This is a genomic window from Tolypothrix sp. FACHB-123 (assembly GCF_014697075.1).
Lineage (GTDB): Bacteria > Cyanobacteriota > Cyanobacteriia > Cyanobacteriales > Nostocaceae > Aulosira.
Genome location: NZ_JACJRE010000001.1, coordinates 69707 through 92855, shown reverse-complemented (window position 1 = coordinate 92855; position 23149 = coordinate 69707). Strand labels below are relative to the sequence as shown.

18 protein-coding genes are annotated in these 23149 nt (G+C 40.7%); 17 read left to right on the top strand and 1 reads right to left on the bottom strand.

Features of this window, described 5'->3' with window-relative positions; all coding sequences use genetic code 11:
• The first annotated feature begins 46 nt into the window (after positions 1 to 46).
• The 11 genes from H6G41_RS00315 (at position 47) to hepC (ending at position 15418) form a co-directional block, all read left to right on the top strand.
• Positions 47 to 2221, top strand: coding sequence for a tetratricopeptide repeat protein (locus H6G41_RS00315; protein WP_190742541.1), 2175 nt, complete (start codon positions 47 to 49; stop codon positions 2219 to 2221).
• Between the two features lie 685 nt (positions 2222 to 2906).
• Positions 2907 to 3683, top strand: a complete 777-nt coding sequence (gene rfbF, locus H6G41_RS00310; protein WP_190742539.1) for a glucose-1-phosphate cytidylyltransferase — start codon at positions 2907 to 2909, stop codon at positions 3681 to 3683.
• Positions 3684 to 3753: 70 nt separating this feature from the next.
• Positions 3754 to 4965 carry an L-2-hydroxyglutarate oxidase gene (gene lhgO, locus H6G41_RS00305; RefSeq protein ID WP_190742537.1) on the top strand — a complete coding sequence of 404 codons (1212 nt, stop codon included), beginning with the start codon at positions 3754 to 3756 and terminating at the stop codon, positions 4963 to 4965.
• Between the two features lie 256 nt (positions 4966 to 5221).
• On the top strand, positions 5222 to 6250 hold the full coding sequence (locus H6G41_RS00300) for an NAD(P)-dependent oxidoreductase (RefSeq protein WP_190742535.1): 1029 nt from the start codon (positions 5222 to 5224) through the stop codon (positions 6248 to 6250).
• A gap of 209 nt (positions 6251 to 6459) precedes the next feature.
• The gene (locus tag H6G41_RS00295) at positions 6460 to 7467 is read left to right on the top strand and encodes a glycosyltransferase family 2 protein (RefSeq protein ID WP_190742533.1); all 1008 of its coding nucleotides are present in this window, start codon (positions 6460 to 6462) and stop codon (positions 7465 to 7467) included.
• 30 nt (positions 7468 to 7497) lie between these two features.
• Positions 7498 to 8346, top strand: a complete 849-nt coding sequence (locus H6G41_RS00290; protein ID WP_190742531.1) for a phytanoyl-CoA dioxygenase — start codon at positions 7498 to 7500, stop codon at positions 8344 to 8346.
• A 95-nt stretch (positions 8347 to 8441) separates the two neighbouring features.
• Positions 8442 to 8996: a dTDP-4-dehydrorhamnose 3,5-epimerase gene (gene rfbC / locus H6G41_RS00285; protein WP_190742864.1), complete on the top strand. Its 555-nt coding sequence runs from the start codon at positions 8442 to 8444 to the stop codon at positions 8994 to 8996.
• A gap of 119 nt (positions 8997 to 9115) precedes the next feature.
• Entirely contained in the window at positions 9116 to 10429 is a 1314-nt protein-coding gene (locus H6G41_RS00280; RefSeq protein WP_190742529.1) for an NAD(P)H-dependent oxidoreductase, read from the top strand.
• 233 nt (positions 10430 to 10662) lie between these two features.
• Positions 10663 to 11799, top strand: a complete 1137-nt coding sequence (locus tag H6G41_RS00275; protein ID WP_190742527.1) for a glycosyltransferase — start codon at positions 10663 to 10665, stop codon at positions 11797 to 11799.
• Between the two features lie 5 nt (positions 11800 to 11804).
• Positions 11805 to 14054: a polysaccharide biosynthesis tyrosine autokinase gene (locus tag H6G41_RS00270; protein WP_190742525.1), complete on the top strand. Its 2250-nt coding sequence runs from the start codon at positions 11805 to 11807 to the stop codon at positions 14052 to 14054.
• 617 nt (positions 14055 to 14671) lie between these two features.
• A complete protein-coding gene (gene hepC / locus H6G41_RS00265) occupies positions 14672 to 15418 on the top strand; it encodes a heterocyst development glycosyltransferase HepC (protein WP_190742523.1) in 747 nt (248 codons plus the stop codon).
• Here the strand turns inward: hepC and H6G41_RS00260 are convergent.
• Positions 15395 to 15631 (bottom strand): hypothetical protein, encoded by a 237-nt coding sequence (locus H6G41_RS00260; protein WP_190742521.1) that lies wholly within the window; start codon positions 15629 to 15631, stop codon positions 15395 to 15397. The two genes, hepC and H6G41_RS00260, sit on opposite strands and share 24 nt — an antisense overlap.
• 139 nt (positions 15632 to 15770) lie before the next feature.
• On the opposite strand from H6G41_RS00260, the gene hepA reads away from it, so the two are divergent.
• From hepA to H6G41_RS00230, 6 genes are all read left to right on the top strand, one after another.
• Positions 15771 to 17621, top strand: a complete 1851-nt coding sequence (hepA, locus tag H6G41_RS00255; protein ID WP_190742518.1) for a heterocyst formation ABC transporter subunit HepA — start codon at positions 15771 to 15773, stop codon at positions 17619 to 17621.
• A 107-nt stretch (positions 17622 to 17728) separates the two neighbouring features.
• Positions 17729 to 18586 (top strand): hypothetical protein, encoded by an 858-nt coding sequence (locus H6G41_RS00250; protein WP_190742516.1) that lies wholly within the window; start codon positions 17729 to 17731, stop codon positions 18584 to 18586.
• A gap of 1 nt (position 18587) precedes the next feature.
• Positions 18588 to 19736, top strand: coding sequence for a glycosyltransferase family 4 protein (locus tag H6G41_RS00245; protein ID WP_190742514.1), 1149 nt, complete (start codon positions 18588 to 18590; stop codon positions 19734 to 19736).
• Complete coding sequence (locus tag H6G41_RS00240) at positions 19730 to 20698, top strand: glycosyltransferase family 2 protein (protein WP_190742513.1); 969 nt, start codon at positions 19730 to 19732, stop codon at positions 20696 to 20698. The genes H6G41_RS00245 and H6G41_RS00240 overlap by 7 nt, the downstream gene beginning before the upstream one ends.
• Positions 20699 to 21049: 351 nt before the next feature.
• Positions 21050 to 22252 (top strand): glycosyltransferase family 4 protein, encoded by a 1203-nt coding sequence (locus tag H6G41_RS00235; protein WP_190742512.1) that lies wholly within the window; start codon positions 21050 to 21052, stop codon positions 22250 to 22252.
• A complete protein-coding gene (locus H6G41_RS00230) occupies positions 22170 to 23129 on the top strand; it encodes a glycosyltransferase family 2 protein (protein ID WP_190742511.1) in 960 nt (319 codons plus the stop codon). The genes H6G41_RS00235 and H6G41_RS00230 overlap by 83 nt, the downstream gene beginning before the upstream one ends.
• Positions 23130 to 23149 lie beyond the last annotated feature (20 nt).

The following is a 23149-nucleotide window of genomic DNA, read 5'->3' as shown; positions in this document are numbered from 1 at the left end:
CCAGATTAAGCATTTTTAAATAACCCCCGTTAACCGTGACTTTATCATGCAGGTACTACGTTGTTTTCCGAAACAAGAAATTCTCAGCCTTAACGTCAGTTTAGGGCGGGGTGGTGAAGCATGTATCTATGCAGTACCATCTCATAGCAATTTAGTGGCTAAGGTTTATCATAAACCGACAGTAGACCACGCTTACAAACTGCAAGCCATGCTGGCCAATCCGCCAGAAAACCCGACAGCGAGTCTGGGACATATTTCGATTGCTTGGCCGTTGGATTTATTGCGCGCCGTCGATGGTAGCGATCGCATTATCGGCTTTTTAATGCCGCGCATTCGGGGGATGCGTCCAATTATTGACTTTTACAACCCCAGAACCCGCCGCCAACATTGTCCTTTATTCAACTATCAGTACCTGCTGCGCACGGCGCGAAATCTGGCAGCAGCTTTTGCAGCTTTGCATAATAGTGGCTATTGTATCGGTGATGTCAACGAGTCAAATATTCTCGTCAGCGACACCGCCCTAGTAACCTTAGTAGACACAGATTCCTTCCAAGTTATCGATCCAGATAGCAATGCTGTCTACCGCTGTCCTGTAGGTAAACCAGAGTTTACCCCACCAGAACTGCAAAATAAGATTTTTTCCCAATACGATCGCGAAATTACCCATGATTTATTTGGGTTAGGAGTGATCATCTTCCAACTATTAATGGAAGGTACTCACCCATTTTCTGGGATTTATCAAGGCGCTGGCGAACCACCAGCCTATGAATCCCGCATTGCAGCCGGTCATTTTACTTACAGTAAAAAGCGGCAAGTACCCTACCAACCAACACCGATTGCACCAGCTTGGGAAATTCTCCATCCCGCCTTGCAAGAACTATTTTTGCGTTGTTTTGAGGATGGCCATCAAAATCCCCATCTGCGTCCTAGCGCTCAAACTTGGCTATCGGCAATTGCGGAAGCTGAAGATAGCTTAGTTACCTGTAGCGTCAATCCCCAACATAACTACAACAACCATCTCCACTCCTGTCCTTGGTGCGAACGGACTTTACGTTTAGGCGGACGCGATCCCTTCCCATCACATAAAGCGATCGCTGCCAAAGAACATCTTAAACCCCGTATCCCCACCAAAAAACGCGCCAATCAGCCAAGCCACAGACCAACTCAACCAGCAATTCCCTTGTCAACTTATTGGCAAACAGGAGTTTCGCAAAAAACACCCTTGTATCAAAGACTCAAGCAACAGAAGAAGTTTTATCCTGTAGCCTTGTGTTTGTTGGGTTTTGGCATGTTAGGGTACTTAGATGTGATGGTAAAATTTACCAATGTCACCCAAAATGCTTATACTCAGCAAAGTTTGCTTACACCACAAAAACAAACTAACAACAATCTCAACTTTGCTGACTACTATAAACAAGGTCATGCGGCTTATAAAATCCGCGATTATGCGCGCGCCATTGAAAACTTTAATCAAGCCCTAGAAAAAGACCCCAATCATTCCAAAGCTCATATTAACCGGGCTAATGCTCGCTACAATATGAAAGACTACGAAGGGGCACTGACAGACTATACCGCAGCTTTAAAAATCAATCCCCAAGAAATTAAAGCTTTTGTGAATCGGGGTAACGTTCGCTACATGCTGGCTGAATATAGTAACGATCCCGATCGGGAATATACTCTAGCGATCGCCGATTTTAACAACGCAATCCGCCTGAATAGTAAAGAAATTGAAGCTTACATCAGACGCGGTGTAGTGCGATCGCAAATGGCTAAATATAGCGGCGACTCTCAACAAGATTATCAGCTAGCACTGAATGACTTTAGCAAAGCGATTAATCTCAATCCCACAAAAGCAGAAGCTTACTACCAAAGGGGTGTTGTCTATTCGCAAATCGCCCAATATAGCAGTAATTATGTGCAAGAGTACAATCGGGCGATCGCTGACTTTGACCAAGCATTAAGCATAAATTCACAAATGGCCAAAGCCTACCTCAAACGAGGTATGATTCGCTACGAACTCTCACAATACGGTGGTCGTAACGCCAATACAAATCGTCTCCAAGCCATCGATGATTTGCAGACCTCAGCTAAGGTATCTCTGGAGCTTGAAGATATGGATAATTACCAACAAGCTCTCAGTAGTCTCTGTATTGTTGTCGAAAACAAATGTGATACTTTATTCCAAAGTACATCAATGTTGAATGGTGAGACTACAAGGTAGGTGACTGTTGACTGTTGACCGGGAGTAAATTTAATTACTCGTGTCTCTTAGTAATTATTGCTGAAAAATCAGCTATATCGGGGTTAGCTTGCGCTAACCCTATTTATTTGGATGTTAAATTTATATTTCATTTAGATTTTAAATTTTTAATCTAAAGAATATTCATAAAGCTTTTACATATAAAACATTTTAATTCATCTTTCCTTTATAAATCAAGGCAAAAATCTAGTTAGATTATTTACGGAGAAAAATAAATCGCATAAGAATTTTTCTCAAACAAGGTGCGTTCGCTTCATCTCGATCGAGATTCAGAATTCCAGCAGTTGGGTATTGAGACACCGACTCATTGTAGACAAAGCTTGGCTGAAGGGTGGACTACCAAATTGTCAATTTTTGAGTCAGAAAATACTCATTCGCTAATTTGTTGATCCAAACACTTTTCTCGCTTGTCCGACAGATTGCCCACAGGCTATAAGTCTGGGGCTAATGCTACAAAGCCTGCCTCCGCAGGCTAAAGAAATTGAGCTTGCAAAGGCACACCTTTCTAGGGTAAAGGCGGGATTTCGGAATAAGCGATGGTCTTATCCCTAATTCGCCAGCAGTATCCTTTTAGGGGTGGGATGAGCTTAACCACAGTACATATCAATAACTAACTAACTACCCTGCAAATCTTTGAGGTAATTGCATGAAAGCAGTGATTTTGGCTGGAGGTCTTGGTACACGCCTCAGTGAAGAAACTAGTATCAGACCTAAGCCAATGGTAGAAATTGGTGGAAAGCCAATTTTATGGCACATCATGAAGAGTTATTCTGCTCATGGGATTAATGACTTTATTATCTGCTGCGGTTATAAAGGTTACATCATTAAAGAGTATTTTGCTAACTACTTTTTATACATGTCAGATGTAACATTTGATATGCGATTTAATCAGATGAATGTGCATTCTGGCTATGCAGAACCTTGGCGCGTCACCTTAGTTAATACTGGTGATAATACCATGACAGGTGGACGCTTAAAACGAGTGCGCGAACATTTGGGAAATGATACTTTTTGTTTTACTTATGGTGATGGTGTGAGTGATGTAAATATTACAGAACTCATTAAATTACATAAAGAACAAAAGACTTTAGGCACACTTACAGCCGTCCAACCTGCGGGTCGTTTTGGGGCAATTTCTTTAGGACAAGAACAAACTAAAATTACTAGCTTTAGAGAAAAGCCTGAAGGCGATGGTGCTTGGATTAATGGTGGTTATTTTGTGCTAGAACCAGAAGTAATTAACTTTATTACTGATGATGCTACAGTTTGGGAGAAAGAACCATTAGAAAAGCTAGCTGATATGGAACAATTATCAGCTTACAAACACACAGGCTTTTGGCAGCCAATGGATACGCTACGCGATAAAAACTATCTAGAAGACCTATGGAAGAGAGGCCAGGCTCCTTGGAAAGTGTGGTCATAACTGAGTTATGAGTTATAAATAAAATCTAGCTCCTAACTACTAATTTGTTTTTACAGGCGCAATAATACTAATGTACGATTTTGCAATTATTGGTGGGGGAATAGTTGGGCTTTCTACAGGGATGGCATTAGGTAACCGTTATCCCAACGCCAGAATTCTCGTATTAGAAAAAGAAAGCAACTGGGCATTTCACCAAACAGGTAATAATAGTGGTGTAATTCACTCAGGAATTTATTACAAGCCAGGCAGTTTTAAAGCTCAATTCTGCCGTGATGGTGCTAAATCAATGGTAGAATTCTGCCAAAAAAATGGCATCGAACATGAGATTTGTGGTAAGGTAATTGTCGCTACTTCAGCAGCAGAATTACCACGCCTAGAAAATCTCTACCAACGTGGCTTAGAAAATGGGATTCCCGTAAAAAAAATTAGTCCCGAAGAAGTCAAAGAAATTGAACCCCATGTGAGTTGTGTAGGGGGAATCAGAGTATTTTCTACTGGTATTGTTAACTATAAGCAAGTTAGCCAGAAATACGCTGAATTAATTAAACAACAGGGTGGAGATTTACGCCTCAATACCAAAGTCGAGAACATTCGCCGTAGTGGTAAAAATCAGGTAATAGAAACCAACAACGGTAGCTTTGAAACTCGCATTGTCATTAATTGTGCTGGTTTACATAGCGATCGCATTGCTAAACTAGGGCAAGTTGAACCACAAGCGAAAATTGTGCCTTTCCGGGGCGAATATTACGAACTCACCCCAGAAAAACGCTATCTCGTCAAAACCCTCATCTATCCAGTTCCTAACCCCGATTTCCCCTTCCTGGGCGTTCACTTTACCCGCATGATTGATGGTAGCGTTCACGCCGGGCCGAATGCAGTTCTCAGCCTTAAACGCGAAGGTTATCACAAAACTGACTTTGACTTGCGGGATTTTGCGGAAGTCATGGCTTACCCCGGTTTCTGGAAATTAGCCGCCAAACACGCCGATGAAGGTATTAAAGAAATTATTCGTTCCTTTAGCAAAGCCGCCTTCGTTCGCAGTTTGCAACAACTCATTCCCGAAGTTCAAGCCAATGATTTAGTTCCCACCCACGCCGGAGTTCGCGCCCAAGCATTGAAAAACGACGGTTCCCTTGTCGATGACTTTTTGATTGTTCAAGGTGAAAACTCGATTCATGTTTGCAATGCGCCTTCCCCAGCTGCTACTTCTTCCTTAGAAATTGGCAAAGCAATTGTGGCACAAATCCCCGAACAGTCACATTTAGCTTTATCTGTTCATTAATTTCAATTTGCGGAAGTAATTAAGCTCAGTAAAAATTGTATTGAACTGGCTATAATTTCCCAGCAATAAATACTATAGGAATCTGATTTGATTTGGTGAAAAAATATCAGTATCTGTAGGGTGGGCAATGCCTAACGCCACTGAAGAGATGGGAAAGCTGTAAAGGCGCAGTGGCTTCCCTACGTATATTTCAAAAGTCAAGTATGAATCCTATATAACGCTTCAATCTCATAGAAATACATAGGCACAGACAACAATGAAAATATTAGTCACTGGAACAGAAGGTTATCTCGGTTCATTATTACCTTCTCTGTTAATCGAACGCGGACATGAAGTTATTGGTGTCGATACTGGCTTTTATAAAGTTGGTTGGTTGTATAACGGTACTGATGTAACAGCCAAAACCCTCAATAAAGATATTCGCAATATCATCCTCAAAGATTTGCAAGGTGTGGAAGCTGTCGTTCATATGGCAGAACTCTCCAACGACCCCACCGGACAGTTATCACCCAATATTACCTATGACATCAATCATCAAGGTTCAGTCCGCCTAGCTAAATTGGCTAAAGAAGCAGGTGTACGTCGTTTTATCTATATGTCCTCTTGCAGCGTCTATGGTGTAGCCACCGAGGGCGATGTCACAGAAGAATCACCTGTGAATCCCCAGACAGCCTACGCAGAATGTAAAACTTTGGTAGAACGAGATGTCATGCCATTAGCTGATGATGATTTCTCACCTACCTTTATGCGTAATGCTACAGCTTTTGGCGCTTCTCCCAGAATGCGATTTGATATTGTGTTAAACAATTTGGCTGGATTAGCCTGGACTAGCAAGGAAATCAAAATGACCAGTGATGGTACTCCTTGGCGTCCCTTGGTTCATGCACTAGATATCTGCAAAGCCATTGTTTGTGCTATTGAAGCACCCCGTGATATTGTACACAAGCAAATTTTCAACGTTGGCGATACTTCCAACAACTATCGAGTTAAAGAAATCGCAGAAATCATTGCAGATGTATTTACCGGTTGTCAGTTATCTTTTGGTGAAAATGGTGCAGATAACCGCAGTTATCGGGTATCTTTTGAGAAAATTAACGCCATATTACCCGGATTTAAATGTGATTGGAATGCCCAACTTGGTGCTCAACAATTATTCAATTTGTTCAGCCAAATTGATATGACAGAAGATACTTTCTTGTTTAGAGGATTTACGCGGTTAAAGCAACTAGAATATTTAATTCGCACCGAGCAAATTGACAAAGACTTTTTTTGGGCTAAAAGATAGGTAGCTTGCTACTTATTTAACCAACAATTACACTCAAAAACCTGTATACCAGGTTTTTGGGTATTTTTAACTATAAATTTCTAGACTAATTTATACAAGCTAAATTTACTCTAGAAATAAATAAAAATCTCCGGATTACTGGTTTTATTTAGGAATTATCACTTACAACAATTTATTTTTCAATTAATTAGATAGATTTCCACTATTAAATGAATAAATTGCTTACTATTGCGATTCCTACTTATAACCGCGCTGAATTGCTTGACAAACAGCTAGACTGGTTGTCTCAAGCTATTAGAGGGTTTGAATTGGAATGTGAAATTTTCGTATCTGATAATTGTTCGACGGACAATACACAAGATGTAATTAAAAAGTGGCAAAAAATACTCAGTAACATTACATTTAAATCTCAGCGAAATTCGGAAAATTTAGGTGTAATGCGAAATATCCTTTATTGTCTAAATTCTGCTAAAACCAAGTATGTTTGGACAATTGGCGATGACGATCCAATTCAAAATCGAGCTATTCCTTATGTTATTCATAAGCTAAAACAGCATGAAGATTTATCACTAATATTTCTAAATTTTTCTGGTCATAATAAAATTACTGGTGAACCAGTCCACCCACCAACAATAGTGGGAAATCGCTGGTTTGACGTAGATAGTGAAGATGGTTGTGGCGATGGTAAAGCCATCTTTGAACATTGTTTTTCTAAAAGTGTAGGCGCAGTCATATTTCTCACGGCTACAGTTTATCGCACTGATATAGTTAAACAAGCTCTGCAACGTTGGCCAGATGCAGCAAATAATTGGATATCTCTAGCATATTTAGCGGGATATTGTGCTGCTAACGGTAGTGTAATTGTAACAAAAGAAACTTTTTTAGAATGTGTTGTAGGTGTGAGTTATTGGCAAAAAGAGCCAAAGTCTGCACTATTAATGCAATACAAACACATACCCGAAGTTATCTTAAAACTAGAAGATAGCGGTTATTCCAAGCAATTTTGCAGACGGATGTTGTTGCAAAATGGTAAAGAAGTTAATCTGAAAGTTTTTTTCGGTGCTTTAAGACGATGGCCGATGTCAGCGATTAAAACAGTAGTTCCATTTATAGCTTTAATTGGATTATCTGTTGTTGATGCAATGTATTTAAAGAAGCTAGGATTGCTGAAACTGCGGAAGTTGCTACTCAACAATTTCAAAAAAAAAGAGAACTAAGTCATTAGATACTCAAAGGAAATTGATTTTATGTGGAACGCGGTCAAAGGTAAAATTTATGCCTTATATTCTGACTTAGTCTGTGCGATCGCGCGCTGGAAGCATCGGAAAAATTTACCTGTTCTTGAAAAACGCGATCGCCAAATTTTAAAAACACTCAAACGCGAGGGTGTTTATACAACTACATTGGCAGAATTGGGATTATCTTCTACTTCCGATATGCTCAAAGCTGCTAATAATCTCTGGTCTCAGATACAAACATATCAAAAAGCTCCGCTCCACGAAAATTGGCCGCAAATTCATACAGTTACAGAGTCACCAGAAATTTACGCCTGGGCGACAGAAAAAAGACTGCTGGATATCATTGAAAATTATATCGGTTTGCCTGTCAATTTTCATGGCGTACACTTGCGCCAAGATTTCCCTAGCGACCATCAATTTGGTACTTTATTATGGCATAGTGATGCTGAAGACCGCCGGATTATCAAAATATTTATTCCCTTAAAAGATGTAGGAGAAAAATCAGGGCCTTTTCAATATATTCCTCGCTCTCTGACTTCTTTATTTAAGTGGCAATATTACTGGCTGTACTACAAACTTTGGCAGTCTAGATATATGGGTATTGATGATGAAATAGTCAAGAAAGTTATTCCTCAATCAGCTTGGAAATCATGTACAGGCCCGGTAGGTACTGTAGTAATTGCAGATACGAAAAATACCTTACATCATGGAACTGTACGCCAAGAAGAACGAGTAACTTTATTTTTCTGTTACACAGCTAACCCACCAGAAAGACCTGAACTTTGTACTCAATATTGGGATGATAGATTTCCCAGATTAAATTTCAATTCCTCATCAGAAACCGTGCAAGTAGTTTAGATAGGGGTGAGGAACTAGGGAAGGAGGCAAATGCCCAATGCCCAATGCCCAATGCCCAATGCCCAATAAATACAATTTACTCTTTGAGGCTATTTATGATTTTTACCAAAACTGAACTGAAAGACGCATTTATTATTGAATTAGAAAAGAAGCAAGATAACCGTGGTTTCTTTGCCCGGAGTTTCTGCGCTCAAGAATTTATGGCACATGGATTAAAGCCAAAAGTAGCTCAGTGTAACGTATCTTTTAACTACAAAAAAGGTACATTGCGGGGAATGCATTATCAACTTGCACCAGCAGCAGAAACCAAATTAATTCGCTGTACTAAAGGCGCTATCTATGACGTAATTATTGATATGCGTCCTGATTCTCCCACCTTTTTATCCCATATTGGTGTTGAACTAACCGCAGACAATCACCGCGCTTTGTATGTTCCAGAAATGTTTGCACATGGCTATCAGGCACTCACAGATGATGCGGAAGTTGTCTATCAAGTTGGTGAATTTTACACCCCAGGTTATGAACGGGGTTTACGTTATGATGACCCATTTTTCAATATTCAATGGCCTATAGAAGTCACAGAAATTTCTGAAAAAGATTTAAATTGGCCATTATTAAGCATGATGCCTGTTGGTGGGGTAAGTGTGTAATTTGGGCATGGGGCATGGGGCATTGGGAATTGAGTAAGTTTTTCTCCCCTGCTCCCTGCTCCCTGCCCCCTTGCCTCTATTCCTTCTGCCTTAATAAATTAATAAAGGAAATTAAACTCATGATTATTATCGATCGCGCTTTACAAGCCCGTGCGGATTTAGGTAGACCTATTAAAGTGGGGATGATTGGTGCCGGCTTTATGGGTCGAGGAATTGCTAATCAAATTATTAACTCAGTCCCCGGAATGGAGTTAGTTGCTATCTCTAACCGCAAAATTGATGCGGCCAAGCTTGCTTATCAAGAAGCTGGGATTGAAGATATGCAAATTGTTGCCAACATCACAGAAATTGAAGATGCGATCGCGCATGGTAAATATGCAGTCACCGAAGATGCAGAATTGCTCTGTCGCGCTGAAGGTATCGAGGCTTTAATTGAAGTGACTGGCGCGGTGGAATTTGGCGCACAGATTGTCATGAGTGCGATCGCCCATCGCAAGCATGTGATTATGATGAATGCCGAACTTGATGGTACTATCGGCCCGATCCTCAAGGTTTATGCAGATAAAGCAGGTGTGATTCTCAGCGCTTGCGACGGCGATCAGCCAGGGGTAGAAATGAACCTCTACCGATTTGTCAAAAGTATTGGTCTAACTCCTTTGTTGTGCGGTAACATCAAAGGTTTGCAAGACCCATATCGCAATCCCACCACCCAAGAAGCCTTTGCAAAACGTTGGGGTCAAAAAGCCCACATGGTGACCAGCTTTGCTGATGGGACAAAAATCTCCTTTGAACAGGCGATTGTTGCTAACGCCACAGGAATGAAGGTGGCTAAACGGGGAATGCTGGGTTATGACTTTAGCGGTCATGTGGATGAAATGACCAATATGTATGACGTAGAACAGCTGAAGGAACTCGGCGGTATTGTTGATTATGTCGTCGGTGCAAAACCAGGGCCAGGAGTGTTTGTGTTTGCTACCCACGACGACCCCAAACAACGCCACTATCTCAACTTATACAAACTCGGTGAAGGGCCGCTTTACAGCTTCTATACCCCTTATCACCTCTGTCATTTTGAAGTTCCTTTATCAGTAGCCCGTGCTGTTCTCTTCCAAGATGCGGTGATGTCTCCCCTCGCTGGGCCAGTGGTAGATGTAGTCACCACCGCCAAAATTGATTTGAAAGCTGGTGAAACCTTAGATGGTATCGGCTACTACATGACCTACGGACAGTGCGAAAATTCTGCGATCGCCCAACAGCAAAACCTCTTACCAATGGGATTAGCCGAAGGATGTCGTCTCAAACGCGATATTCCTAAGGATCGAGTCCTCACCTACGATGATGTTGAATTACCCCCAGGTAGACTTTGCGACCAACTACGAGCCGAACAAAACGCTTATTTCGCCACAGAAAAAATGCTCGCTACAGTTGGTTAAATTAATTTCGTCGTTAGTACTTTAGTCCTGCTTGTAAGCACTTTAGTTCTCTTGTTAAGTACTGAGGTGCTTACAACAGTCTCAAATTTCCTAATTAAGACTTGATCGCTGCGGTATTTTTTTCAACAAAATAGTCTTAATTACGAATTACGAACTAGTACTGAGCGAAGTCGAAGTATTACGAATTAGCTTGCTGGGGAGTATTCAAATAAACTTTAGAGGAAATTAAAACTATGAAAATTGCTCTAGTCCATGATTACTTAACCCAGCGCGGTGGAGCAGAGCGGGTATTTGAGTTACTTTGTAAACGCTATCCTACAGCCGATATTTATACTTCGTTATACGACCACCAAAAAACTATAGATTTAGGGGAGCGGATAGTTAATACAACTTTCTTACAAAATATTCCCGGTGCAGTTAATTATTTTCGCCTCATCGCTCCTTTGTATTTTCCTGCTTTTCGGGCGTTAAACTTACAAGAATACGATCTGATTATTAGTAGTAGTACTAGCTTTGCTAAAGCAGTCAGAAAAAGTCCTCATGCGCTACATATCTGCTTTTGTCATAATGTTACCCGGTTTTTATGGGATACAGAAACGTATTTACGAGAATATAAAGACTATCGGTTTTTTACACCGTTAATTGAAAAAATATTCCACCTCATGCGGAAGGTAGATTTGCAATATTCTCAAGAACCAGATTTGTATATTGCTAATTCTTCCATTGTCGCTCGCCGGATTCAAGATATATATCAAAAGCAAGCTCTAGTAGTTAACTATCCTATTGATACCAGTAAATTTACTTTTTCAGAAACCAAAGACGAATATTATTTGGCATCAGCCAGGATGATCAGTTATAAGCGTTTAGATATAATAATTGAAGCCTTTAATTGGTTAGGATGGCGATTATTAATTTCCGGTGACGGGCCAGAAGAAGAACGCTTAAAATCCAAAGCATTAGATAATATTGAGTTCTTAGGTCATGTGAGCGATCGCCAACGTCAGGACTTATTTTCTAAAGCTAAGTCTGTGATTGTTGCAGCTTTAGAAGACTACGGTTTAGTCCCAGTAGAGGCTAATGCTAGCGGTACTCCAGTTATTGCATACGGAGCAGGTGGTGTTTTAGATACTCAAGTACCTAAAAAAACAGGGGTGTTTTTCAAAAGACAAACACCAGAATCTTTACAAGCTGCATTATTAGAAGCTGGGAAAATAACCTGGGATTATCAAAATATTCGTAATCATGCAGTGACAAATTTTTCGGAAACCGCATTCTTTAGTAAGGTCGAACAAATTATTGACCAAGCTTGGAGAAGACATCAATCAAGTAATTCATCAGGTATTCGTTTAGCGTCGCAAATAGAAGGATAATAAACGTGGTTCAAGCTAGTCTCAATCCCAGTATTAATTCCAGCCCCAATTCAATTTCTCATGCAAATTCCGACAATGAAGTTGGTTATGGGCAAATGTTTGCCGTACTTGTGCGCCGATTTCCTTGGTTTATACTTGTATTTTTGACTTCAATCACTTTGGCAGGTTTTATTACTACTAAAACTAAGCCCACCTATAAAAGTTCGATGCAGTTGTTGGTCGAACCTAACTATCAAGTTAAACCAGAAAAAGCCACAGCAGAAAACCAATTTACTGACATCAACATTGAAATAGATACAGCAACTCAGCTTAACTTGATGCAGAGTTCGGGATTAATTCAAAAAGCCGTCGATCTCCTGGAAAAAGATTATCCAGATATCACTGTAGCTGAAATTAAAGCTTCTTTGGTTTTAAATCAAATCAAAACCAAAGAAGATAATGTTTTAACCAAAATTTTCCAAGTCGAATATACTTCTAACGATCCAAACAAAACTCAAAAAGTTCTGGCTGCTATTCGCCAAGTATATGTGGAATATAACAAGCAGCAGCAGTCTACACGCTTACAAAAAGGTCTGCAAGTTATCCGCGACCAGTTAAAAAAAGCCAGTGATGAGGTAAATGCTTCAGAAACCAACCTGCAAAGATTTCGCAGAACTCAGAATTTAATCGATCCAGAAACACAAGCAAAAGCACTAGAAGATAATTTAAATAAATTGCAAGAAGAACGACGCGCTACTCGTTCTTTATATCAAGAAGCTGTTGCTCGTCAACAATCTTTGCAAGAACAACTTAATCGTTCTCCGCAAAATGCGCTGGTTTCTTCGCGTTTGAGCCAATCTACTCGCTATCAAGGTTTACTGAACGAAATTCAAAAAACCGAGTTGGCTCTATCACAAGAACGTTTACGCTTCACTGATGAGACTCCTAGCGTGCAAAAGTTGAAAGAACAACTGGAAGGACAGAAGGAATTATTACAACAAGAAGTCAGCAGAACTTTAGGGGGAACACCAGCCGGTGCTGTTGCGGGACAGGATCTTCTAGAACAAGGACAACTCGGACAAATTGACCTGAATCTTGCGGGTCAGTTAGTAGAAACCCAGACAACTATAGTTGCATTAGCTGCACGCGATCAAACTTTGGCTCAAAAAGAGAACGATTTGCGTCTTCAACTCAAACGCTTTCCGCCTCTGTTGGCTTATTACAATCGCATACTACCGCAGTTACAATTTAGCCGCGAACGCTTGGAACAACTGTTAAGAGCAGAACAACAGTTGCGACAAGAACTTTCCAAAGGTGGATTTAACTGGGAAGTTGTGGAAGAACCACAAAAAGGTATGATGATGGGCCCCAATCTTCAACAGAACTTGTTGTTAGGTGCAGTGGTTGGGTTAATGTTGGGCGGGATTGCGGCTTTTGTCCGAGAAGCATCTGATGATGCGGTGCATACAACTGCGGAATTAGAGAAGCATGTTGCGCTTCCTGTATTAGGCGTTACTCCCAAATTACCGTCTACACAACCGCGAGATTCAATGATTAAGTTACCTTTTGGTAAGCCTGAAGTTCTCGCACCCTGGACAGTTCAAGTACTCCAATCCCCTCCTAGTTGGGAATCCCTCGATTTAATTTATAAAAATATTGAGTTGCTCAATACCGTTACGAATTTGAAATCTTTGATGATCACTTCGGCTTTAGCTGATGAGGGTAAGTCAGCTTTGGCTTTAGGTTTGGCTATGAGTGCTGCGCGCTTACACAAAAAAGTCCTCTTAATTGATGCCAACTTACGCGAACCTAGTCTGCATCATCAGCTCAATCTCCCCAACGATCAAGGACTTTCCACCCTCCTCACGAGTGAAACTGCGCTTCCAAACCAAATGAGTATTCAATACTCAGGTTCATCTTACATTGATATTTTGACCGCTGGGCCCATACCAGCTGATGCAGCTAATCTCTTGAGTTCTCCTCGGATGACACAATTAATGGCGGCCTTTGAGGAGAATTACGATTTGATACTTGTAGACGCTTCTCCGGTTCTGGGTTTGGTGGATGCAATGCTCACAGCCTCATCTTGTCGCAGTGTGGTAATGGTAGCCAGTATTGGTAGAGTAACTCGCTCTCAAATGGCTCAAGCGACAGCAATGTTGAGCAAGTTAAATTTGATTGGGGTTGTCGCCAATGGTGCTTCTAGTTCTCAAAGCACCTATGTACCCTATAACAAGCCACAACGATTGGCATTGCAACAAGTTGTGGAAAAATAAGGGAATTGGGGAACTTTAAAACATACATTATTCTGTTTTAAGTCGTTGACGGTTGACTGTTAACGGTTGACTGTTAACGGTTTTGCATACCTGAATATATCGCCCGCAGGAACCAGAAGCCTGGGGCTAACAGTAAGAAGCCCACCCCCGTGGGCTTTATTTGATTATCTGCATTTTTGATGAGTGAGATTTTGCGCCCTTAGTACGAGGGTGGAATCGTCAAGTTCACGGAAGCTTTATAATTGTCGGGAAAAAATAAGATTTTTTAAAGACTAAATAAAGTTTTTCTCTGGTTAAGATTTATTTATTAAATGTCTTATATTCTAGAGATCAAAGCAAGTTTAAATAGCCAAAACTCAAGCGTAAACTGATTTTGAACGCTCGATCGCAACAATAACCTGGTGAGTATCAATAAATAGGAAATAGGGTAATTTTTTCTACAGTTATTTTATTACCATTACTTCTAAACTCGCTAGTGATATCTATTTGTGTGTAGCTACTAATCTTTGATGAGTAAGCGATCGCTTCTTGAGTTGGTCACCTCAGATTAACGCTGTTGGCAAAGATAGTCTTTGATAACGGGTCAAGAATCTACTACTCTACACCTCTTTAGACCTATGACTACTTCAATAATTCCCACTCTCCCAAATCTCTACAGCGAAACTGAGCCACAGCAAAACCTCCAGTCTCCATATTGCACGCTATTGTGGCGACGAGGTCAGCTGTGGGTGAAGTCTCCTAAACATGGAAAACAGCCATATCTGCCTTCTTTATATAACGAACAGTTGTTAGTAGATTGTTTAAAACATTCACCAGTGAAATTGGTAAGTATAGATTCTCGCCTGGGTGAAGCTTGGCTGTCTTTATGGGCAGAAGCTTGCGAACAAGCTAATAAGCCAATCTACCTGCGCCTATCCTCTGGTAATCACCGACTCAAACAAGGTAAAGGTAAATCTTGGAAAAAGCAGTTCCAGCGTCTAATTGATTGGATTGTGGCTTTAGTATTGCTATTATTAGCAACTCCAGCGATATTAGCACTGGTTTTACTGATGCAGGTTTACTCACCGGGGTCTATTTTCGCCTCTGAGTGGCAGGTGGGAGAGGGTGGTAAACTGTTTCGTGCTTTGAATTTTCGTACCACCGAGCAGCAAAGCCTGACACGTTTGGGGCGTTGGATGCGTCAATATAATCTGCACAATTTGCCACAGCTATTTAATGTATTGCAAGGCGATCGCGGTTTAATTGGCTCTCGTTGTTGGACTTTAGAGGATGCAGTAAGCCTCAGTTCAGAAGCACAAACCGAACTAAATCCAGTACCAGCAATTACATCTGGATGGGATTTAACGTTGACCGTTGACGGTTGACGGTGTCGGGGTGTCTTTCATCCCATCCCTAAAAGGAATGGGATTTCGTAGGCATTTGTCATTGGTGGTTTTTCTCAATGCCCAATGCCCCAAGTCGGCGGGCGATTCATCCCATCCCTTGAAGAAGTGGGCAATTGAGCGCCGACTTTCTGTAATTTGTTGCTGATGAGAAGCGATCGCAGATGAATTCCATAAAATAAATTTGCATTTCAATTATTGGGAATTTCTGCAAATCAAGACTCTCCACATTCAGTGCAGTTAGCGGATGTTAGATTTTTGGTTACTCCGCATTACTATCGTAAAACTCCCTAACTGCCTGTATGCCTAGCTCAACTATTCGTAACCAATATCCATGTATTTAAAGATTAAACCAGCACTGAGAGACTTATTTAAAGCTACCAACTTTTGGCAAGAAAATTATTTAATATTACGAGAATTTAAACATTTTCGCAAAATTGCTGTGCTGGCAGTGATATTTTCTTTTTTGGCAGCGACATTTGAAGGGGTCAGCATTGGCTTTTTACTTTCTTTTTTGCAGAGTCTTACTACTCCCAATGCCCAACCAGTACGTACAGGGATAGAATGGTTTGATATAGCAATTTTGGGAATTAATCAATCAGCAACTAGTCGTTTATATCGTATCTGTTTGCTGATTTTATTAACTACCTGGATGCGGGCAACTTTCAATTATTTTGGTCAAGTCTATACAGAATTAACCCAACTGTATCTTGGCGATCGCTTACGTAAGCAGATTTTTGAACAGTTGCAAGCTCTACCATTAAGCTTTTATGGGCAAATTCGTTCTGGCGAACTGATCAACACCATTACTACAGAAATCGAAAGGATTAGACAGGGTTTTAGTGGCGTAGCTTTTCTGTTTACCAGAATCATTACCACTCTTGTCTATTTAATCTCAATGTTTTTGCTTTCTTGGCAACTGGCAATAATTTCTATCTTGTTATTTACTCTTTTGGGTGTGGGATTATCCAATCTCAATGCCAGAGTCAGAGAAAGTAGTTTTGGCATGTCAGTGGCTAATGGAGATTTTACCTCTACAGCAATAGAATTTATTAATGGAATTCGCACTGTCAACGCATTTTCTACTCAGGAATTTGAGCGTCAGCGTTACTACAAAGCTAGCGATCGCGTCGTCAGTAGTTCGACAAAAGTTATCTACACCTGGACAATGGTGAAGCCAATTGCCGAAGGCGTAGCCACGACGGTTTTAATTGGCATGATTATTTTAGCATTTACGTTTTTTGTAGCTAATGGTACCCTACAAGTTGCTTCGCTGCTGACCTTTTTCTTTGTTTTATTTCGCCTAGTGCCCTTTGTCCAAGATATGAATGGAACGAGAGCATTTCTCAGCACGATGCATGGTTCGGCAGATAATATTAAGAACCTGCTGAAAACTGAGGATAAAACTTACTTTGAAAACGGTAAGCTTGTGTTCCCCGGCTTAAAAAGGTCTATTGATTTGGTGGGAGTAGATTTTGCTTATGATAGTGAGAATTTAGTCCTCAATAATATTACCTTGACGATTGAAAAAGGAAAAATGACTGCCTTAGTTGGCGGATCGGGGGCAGGTAAAACCACATTGGCTGATTTAATTCCCCGATTCCATGATGCTACTGAGGGATATATATATATTGATGAAGTTGATGTGCGGAAGTTTGAAATTAATTCCCTACGTCGCAAGATAGCTGTTGTCAGTCAGGATACGTTTATTTTTAACACTTCTGTCTGGAATAATATTGCTTACGGTACGCCAACTGCTAGTCAAGGGGCTATCAAAGAAGCTGCTAGACAAGCGAATGCACTGGAATTTATTTTAGAAATGCCTGAAGGTTTTGATACCCAATTAGGTGATAGGGGTGTCAGATTATCTGGGGGACAACGCCAAAGAATTGCGATCGCCCGTGCTTTATTACGCAATCCAGAAATTCTGATTTTGGATGAAGCTACCAGTGCGTTAGATTCTGTCAGTGAACGGTTGATTCAGGAATCTTTAGAAAAGCTATCTACTGGACGGACAGTAATTGCGATCGCTCACCGTCTTTCAACCATCGCCAACGCCGATAAAGTTGTCGTTCTCGAACAAGGACGCATTGTTGAACAAGGTAAATATCAAGAACTCCTAGAGTTAAAAGGCAAACTTTGGGAATATCACAAATCTCAGTACGAAATGGGTAAACCAGGATAAAGTTTTCTTTTTATTGATTTCATCGTCTGGTTCAGCAGAATTTCCAGACGATGATGAATACCTCTGTAAATAAAATTAACTTACCTAGATTTTATGAGGTAAATATAATGGTAAATATCGGCTATCATTCTAGTAAGATTCAAGGAAAAGTTATCAGCAATCTTTATAGTCAAATTGTTGATAAAATTATTAACATTCCTATTAAACAATTTCGTCAAGTTAATATCAATGTTTATTCCTTTTCTTGCGAACGGGATTTAGCTGTACAGGTAGCAAGTATTCGCTCTTTTATTCGTCATGTTGGCCTACCCAATAAATTTACCGTCATCTCTGATGGTAGTTATACAGTTAACTCGCGTAAATTATTGTCGCAAATTCATAGTTGTGTAAATGTGGTCGATTGGCAAGACCTAGCAGATCGGCAAATTCCCGATTATATTTTTGACTATGCCCTCAATCATCCCCACCAAGCGACAAGGGCAATGTGGAAAAGATTGGCAGCTTTAATGTCATTAAATATTGACCAACCGACAATTTACACAGATGCGGATATTTTGTTTTTTCCTGGGGCTACAGACTTAATTAATTTATGCAATTCTCCAGAGAAATCACCTTGGTATTTGCCAGATTGTAAACCTTCTTTAGACGAGCGCATTTTAATAGAAAGCCACGAGCGTCTCAATCCTGTTAACGCCGGTTTCTTCATCTTAAAACAGCAGCTAGATTGGTACAAACCCCTAGAAAGAGTGGTTGAATTTGTTAATTCACCTATCTTTTTTACAGACCAAACTGTAGTGCATTTAGCTATGCATAATGCTGATGCTAAACCACTCTCAGGAGATAAATACATTATCAATGTTGATGACCAATTTATGTATCCTGACCGTTACGCTTCTTGTCAGATTGCCTTAAGGCATTATGTGAACGATGTCAGGCACAAATTTTGGTTAAATGTCGGTGTATAAAATGAGCAAAATTGTAACTAGTACCAAAATGATTTATCACTGTACTAACACGAATATGAAAGGAGGCGGAGGAGTTGAAACTTATGTAGCTTCTTTAGCACTATCGCAAATTCCTGGAGTTAGTGATCGCATTATCAAGGATATCAAAACCGAGGATCAAACTCAGTTTGAGTTGCTGCACATCCACGATCCGGAATTGTTAGTCGATGTCCGTGAAGAATGTCCCACAATATTTACGCTCCACAATCACTGCACCTACTGTCCTAGCGGTACCAAATATTTAGCAGACCGAGGCAAAATCTGCGATCGCTCCCTCGATCCTCTAGGATGCTTGTGGGGTCATATGGTAGATGGTTGTGGTAGCCGCAGACCGCACAAAATTATTGGTGATTGGTGGAATGCTTACAATCCTTTAACTAACCTGAAAAAACTGAAAATTCCCGTAATCGCCAATAGCGAATATGTGCGTCAACAAATTATTCGCGTAGGGGTAGCACCTGAGCGGATAATTACCCTCCACTGTGGAGTGCGATCGCCTAATGTGCCCACAGAACCCCTCAAGCGGACAATCCATCAACATCAACGCATTTTATTTGTTGGTCGCATTGTTCCCGATAAAGGTTTAGAGTGGCTACTCAAAGCCTTAACCAAAACTGAGCGACACATCCATTTAGATATTGCCGGTGATGGTTGGAGTAAGTCGCGAATGGAACAATTAGCCCAAGATTTAGGGTTAAGCGATCGCATTACATGGCATGGTTGGTGTAACCCAGAGCAATTAGAAATTCTTTATCAACAATGCTTGGCTGTCATTTTTCCGAGTTTGTGGCCGGAACCAGCCGGTCTTGTCACTTTAGAAGCTTATGCACGCTATCGACCTGTAATTGCTAGTGCTGTCGGCGGAATTCCCGAATATATACAAAATGGGAAAACAGGAATTCTCATTTCACCTAATAATATTTCTCAGTTGGCTGCGGCGATTAACGAATTAGCTAGCAATTATCGTCAAGCCAGATTAATTGGCGAACAAGGCCAAGCTTGGTATCAGGAAGAATTTACCATCGATATTCATTTTCAGCGGTTAGCAGCAATTTATGCCCAAACTATCGCTGAATTTCATGCAAGAAATAACCAGAGAAATTTATGTTGATAGATAATCAATTATCCGAACCACAATCCGAACCACTGGTAAGTGTAGTGATTCCCACCTACAATCGACCACAATATCTCAAGCACGCGATCGCCAGCGCCGTTAAACAGACTTATCAAAATATTGAAATTATTATTTCTGATAATTGTAGTTCAGAAAATCCCCTACCTATTGTTGAATCTTTTGCCGATCCGCGGATTCGCTTTTGGCGACATCCACAAAACATCGGTATGATTGCTAATCAAATGCATGGCTTTAAAATGGCGCGTGGTAAATATGTTGCCAGCCTGCATGATGATGATATGTGGAATGAAGATTTTTTAGCCAAGCTAATACCCCCATTAGAAGCTAATCCCGATTTGATTCTTGCTTTTTGTGACCAATATATTATAAATGCCCAAGGTAATATTGATTACGCTAGTACAGAAGAGAATACAAGGGGTTTTAAACGCCATAAATTAGCTCCAGGAGTTTATAAATCTTTTGCTAAAATTGGGTTAATAGATAAAAGTATACCCACCGCTGCTGCTTGTGTAATTCGCGCTAATCTTGTAGATTGGGATAAAATTCCCGCAGAAGTTGGCGGAATGTGGGATTTATATTTAACATACCTGAGCTGTATATCTGGTTATGCTGCTTACTATTGTCCAGAGAGATTGACGCGCTATCGTATCCATGAGCAAACAGATACAATACTCAGTGGTTCCCATGATGTCCAAGCGAAAATTCGTAAAGCTAAAAGCGAATTATTTTGTTATCAAATCTTGATGTCAGACCCCAAACTTGCAGAATTTAAGCCATACTTTCAGAATAAATGGTTAGAGGCTAATACAACTTTAGGGATTGGTTTAATTCGCAATAAAGAAAAACAAGCAGCACGTCCTTATCTGTGGCAAACATTGAGACAGCAAAAATTAAATTTGCGCACTCTCGCCGCATTATTGCTGACATTTATTTTATAAATGTAATCAGTAATAAAGTCCTGTGTTTTACAGGAAATTAAAAAAATAAAAATGTTGGCATTGCTACTATAGCGATTCTATTTCAGTTGCAAAAAATTTCGGTTTTAACTGTTGATCGTTAACGGTTAACAGTCAACAAACCTGCTTATAATATTTCATCAATGATTTAGGATTGCTATATATATATTTCTAAATACAAAAGCCAGACGATGAGGAATAAACACAGAAAAATTCAAAAAATTATCAAAAAAATTCGTGTATTTATTGGCGTTTATTTATGGATACAAATATCTTTATCCTGGATATTAATTAGAAGTATCCTCATTAACTAATTGATTAAGGAAGTAGTGTGTGAAACTTTGCATTGTTAGCCACAAATTTAAAAAAGGTGATGGTCAAGGGAGAGTTAATTATGAGGTCGCTAAAGAAGTAATTCGGCGCGGTCATCACCTCACATTATTAGCCAGCGAAGTCGCACCAGAATTAGCAGAAAATAGCCAAGTGCAATGGATAGAAATTCCCGTGCAACGGTTCCCGACAGAATTTCTGCGTAATTTCCTGTTTACGAAAAAAAGTGCCGGCTGGTTGCAAAAAAATCGTGCTGATATTGATTTAATTAAAGTCAATGGCGCAATTACTAATACATTCGCAGATGTGAATGCGGTACATTTTGTCCATAGTTCTTGGTTGCGATCGCCTGTACATCTTTCCCGCACTCGTCGCGATGCTTATGGTTTGTACCAATGGCTGTACACTGCATTAAATGCCCATTGGGAAAAACAAGCTTTCCGCAATGCGCAAGTAGTCGTCGCTGTCTCCGAGAAAGTCGCCCAGGAATTAGTAAATATTGGCGTTCCCCGTTCCCGGATTCAGGTAATTGTTAACGGCGTAGACTTAGAAGAATTTACCCCCGGTATCAGCGAACGCCAAACATGGGGTTTACCAGCCAATGTCCCCCTCGCCCTCTTTGCTGGCGATATCCGCACCACCAGAAAGAACCTAGACACCGTACTCTACGCTTTAGCCAAAGTTCCTCATTTACATTTAGCGGTGGTGGGTAGCACCGAAGGTAGCCCCTTTCCCCAACTAGCAGCAGCTTTGGGTATTAGCGAAAGAGTACATTTTTTAGGCTATCGCCGTGATATCGCTGCAATTATGCGGGCTGTGGATTTATTTGTATTTCCTTCCCGGTATGAAGCTTGCACCCTCGTATTATTAGAAGCCCTCGCTTCTGGTTTACCTGTAATTACAGCCACCGCTACTGGAGGTGCAGAATTGGTAACACCAGAATGCGGGGTAGTTTTGTCCGATTCAGATGACATTGAGGCTTTAGTCGCCGCTTTGTTGGCTTTAGTTACGAATCGCCCTTTAATGCAGCAAATGGCGCAATCCGCCCGTTCTGTTGCTGAACAATATAGCTGGAATACGATGGCACAAACCTATGTGGATCTATTTGAGGAGTTAATTCAGAATGAAGAACACTGTTCTCATCCCCACTTATCGCCGTCCTCTGGATCTGTCTCGTTGTCTCTTAGCCATACAGGCGCAAACTAAACCCGTCGATCAGGTAATAGTGGTTGTCCGTGATACAGATAGCCAAACTTGGGAATTCCTCGCCCAATTTCCACTGCACAACCTCCCACTACATACCGTCACAGTTAGCGTTCCCGGAGTTGTCGCCGCCCTCAACGCCGGATTAGCAGCAGTGGAAGGTGATATTGTCTCGATTACAGATGATGATGCTGCACCGCACCCTGATTGGTTAGAGAAAATCAACGCCCATTTTCTTGCAGATAGCCGCATTGCTGGTGTGGGTGGGCGTGATTGGGTTCATCAAGGAAACCGACTGCTAGATGAATCACGGCAAATAGTAGGTAAATTGCAATGGTTTGGTAGGGTAATAGGTAATCACCATCTAGGAGTGGGAGAACCCCGTGAAGTTGATGTTCTCAAGGGTGTGAACATGAGTTTTCGTCACTGTGCGATGTCTACGACGGGCTACGCCAACGCTCAATTGCGTTTTGACGAACGGATGCGCGGAACAGGGGCACAAGTACATTTTGAAATGGCATTTACCCTAGCCTTAAAACGTGCTGGGTGGAAAATAATTTACGATCCACAAGTTGCAGTAGATCACTATCCTGCACAAAGATTTGATGAAGATCAGCGCCATAATTTTAACGAAATTGCCTTTATTAATTTAGTTCATAATGAAACATTAGTGTTATTAGAAAATCTGCCGCCCTTGCGTCGTGCAGTTTTTTTATTATGGGCAATTTTAGTTGGTACAAGAGATAGTTTAGGCTTAATTCAATGGCTGCGACTTTTACCCAGTCAAGGTCAATTAGCTGGCAAAAAATGGTGGGCATCTTTACGCGGACGTTGGCAAGGATGGCAAACACATCGACAATTCGTAATTCGTAATTCGTAATTATGTTGAATTGGTAGCAA

Excerpts from the sequence above, each read along its gene's own strand:
- H6G41_RS00245 (WP_190742514.1), top strand. The coding sequence starts at position 18,588 with ATGAGCAAAATTGTAACTAGTACCAAAATGATTTATCACTGTACTAAC.
- rfbC (WP_190742864.1), top strand. The coding sequence starts at position 8,442 with ATGATTTTTACCAAAACTGAACTGAAAGACGCATTTATTATTGAATTA.
- hepC (WP_190742523.1), top strand. The coding sequence starts at position 14,672 with ATGACTACTTCAATAATTCCCACTCTCCCAAATCTCTACAGCGAAACT.
- H6G41_RS00250 (WP_190742516.1), top strand. The coding sequence starts at position 17,729 with ATGGTAAATATCGGCTATCATTCTAGTAAGATTCAAGGAAAAGTTATC.
- H6G41_RS00230 (WP_190742511.1), top strand. The coding sequence starts at position 22,170 with ATGAAGAACACTGTTCTCATCCCCACTTATCGCCGTCCTCTGGATCTG.
- H6G41_RS00295 (WP_190742533.1), top strand. The coding sequence starts at position 6,460 with ATGAATAAATTGCTTACTATTGCGATTCCTACTTATAACCGCGCTGAA.
- hepA (WP_190742518.1), top strand. The coding sequence starts at position 15,771 with ATGTATTTAAAGATTAAACCAGCACTGAGAGACTTATTTAAAGCTACC.
- H6G41_RS00290 (WP_190742531.1), top strand. The coding sequence starts at position 7,498 with ATGTGGAACGCGGTCAAAGGTAAAATTTATGCCTTATATTCTGACTTA.
- lhgO (WP_190742537.1), top strand. The coding sequence starts at position 3,754 with ATGTACGATTTTGCAATTATTGGTGGGGGAATAGTTGGGCTTTCTACA.
- H6G41_RS00240 (WP_190742513.1), top strand. The coding sequence starts at position 19,730 with ATGTTGATAGATAATCAATTATCCGAACCACAATCCGAACCACTGGTA.
- rfbF (WP_190742539.1), top strand. The coding sequence starts at position 2,907 with ATGAAAGCAGTGATTTTGGCTGGAGGTCTTGGTACACGCCTCAGTGAA.
- H6G41_RS00300 (WP_190742535.1), top strand. The coding sequence starts at position 5,222 with ATGAAAATATTAGTCACTGGAACAGAAGGTTATCTCGGTTCATTATTA.
- H6G41_RS00315 (WP_190742541.1), top strand. The coding sequence starts at position 47 with ATGCAGGTACTACGTTGTTTTCCGAAACAAGAAATTCTCAGCCTTAAC.
- H6G41_RS00280 (WP_190742529.1), top strand. The coding sequence starts at position 9,116 with ATGATTATTATCGATCGCGCTTTACAAGCCCGTGCGGATTTAGGTAGA.
- H6G41_RS00275 (WP_190742527.1), top strand. The coding sequence starts at position 10,663 with ATGAAAATTGCTCTAGTCCATGATTACTTAACCCAGCGCGGTGGAGCA.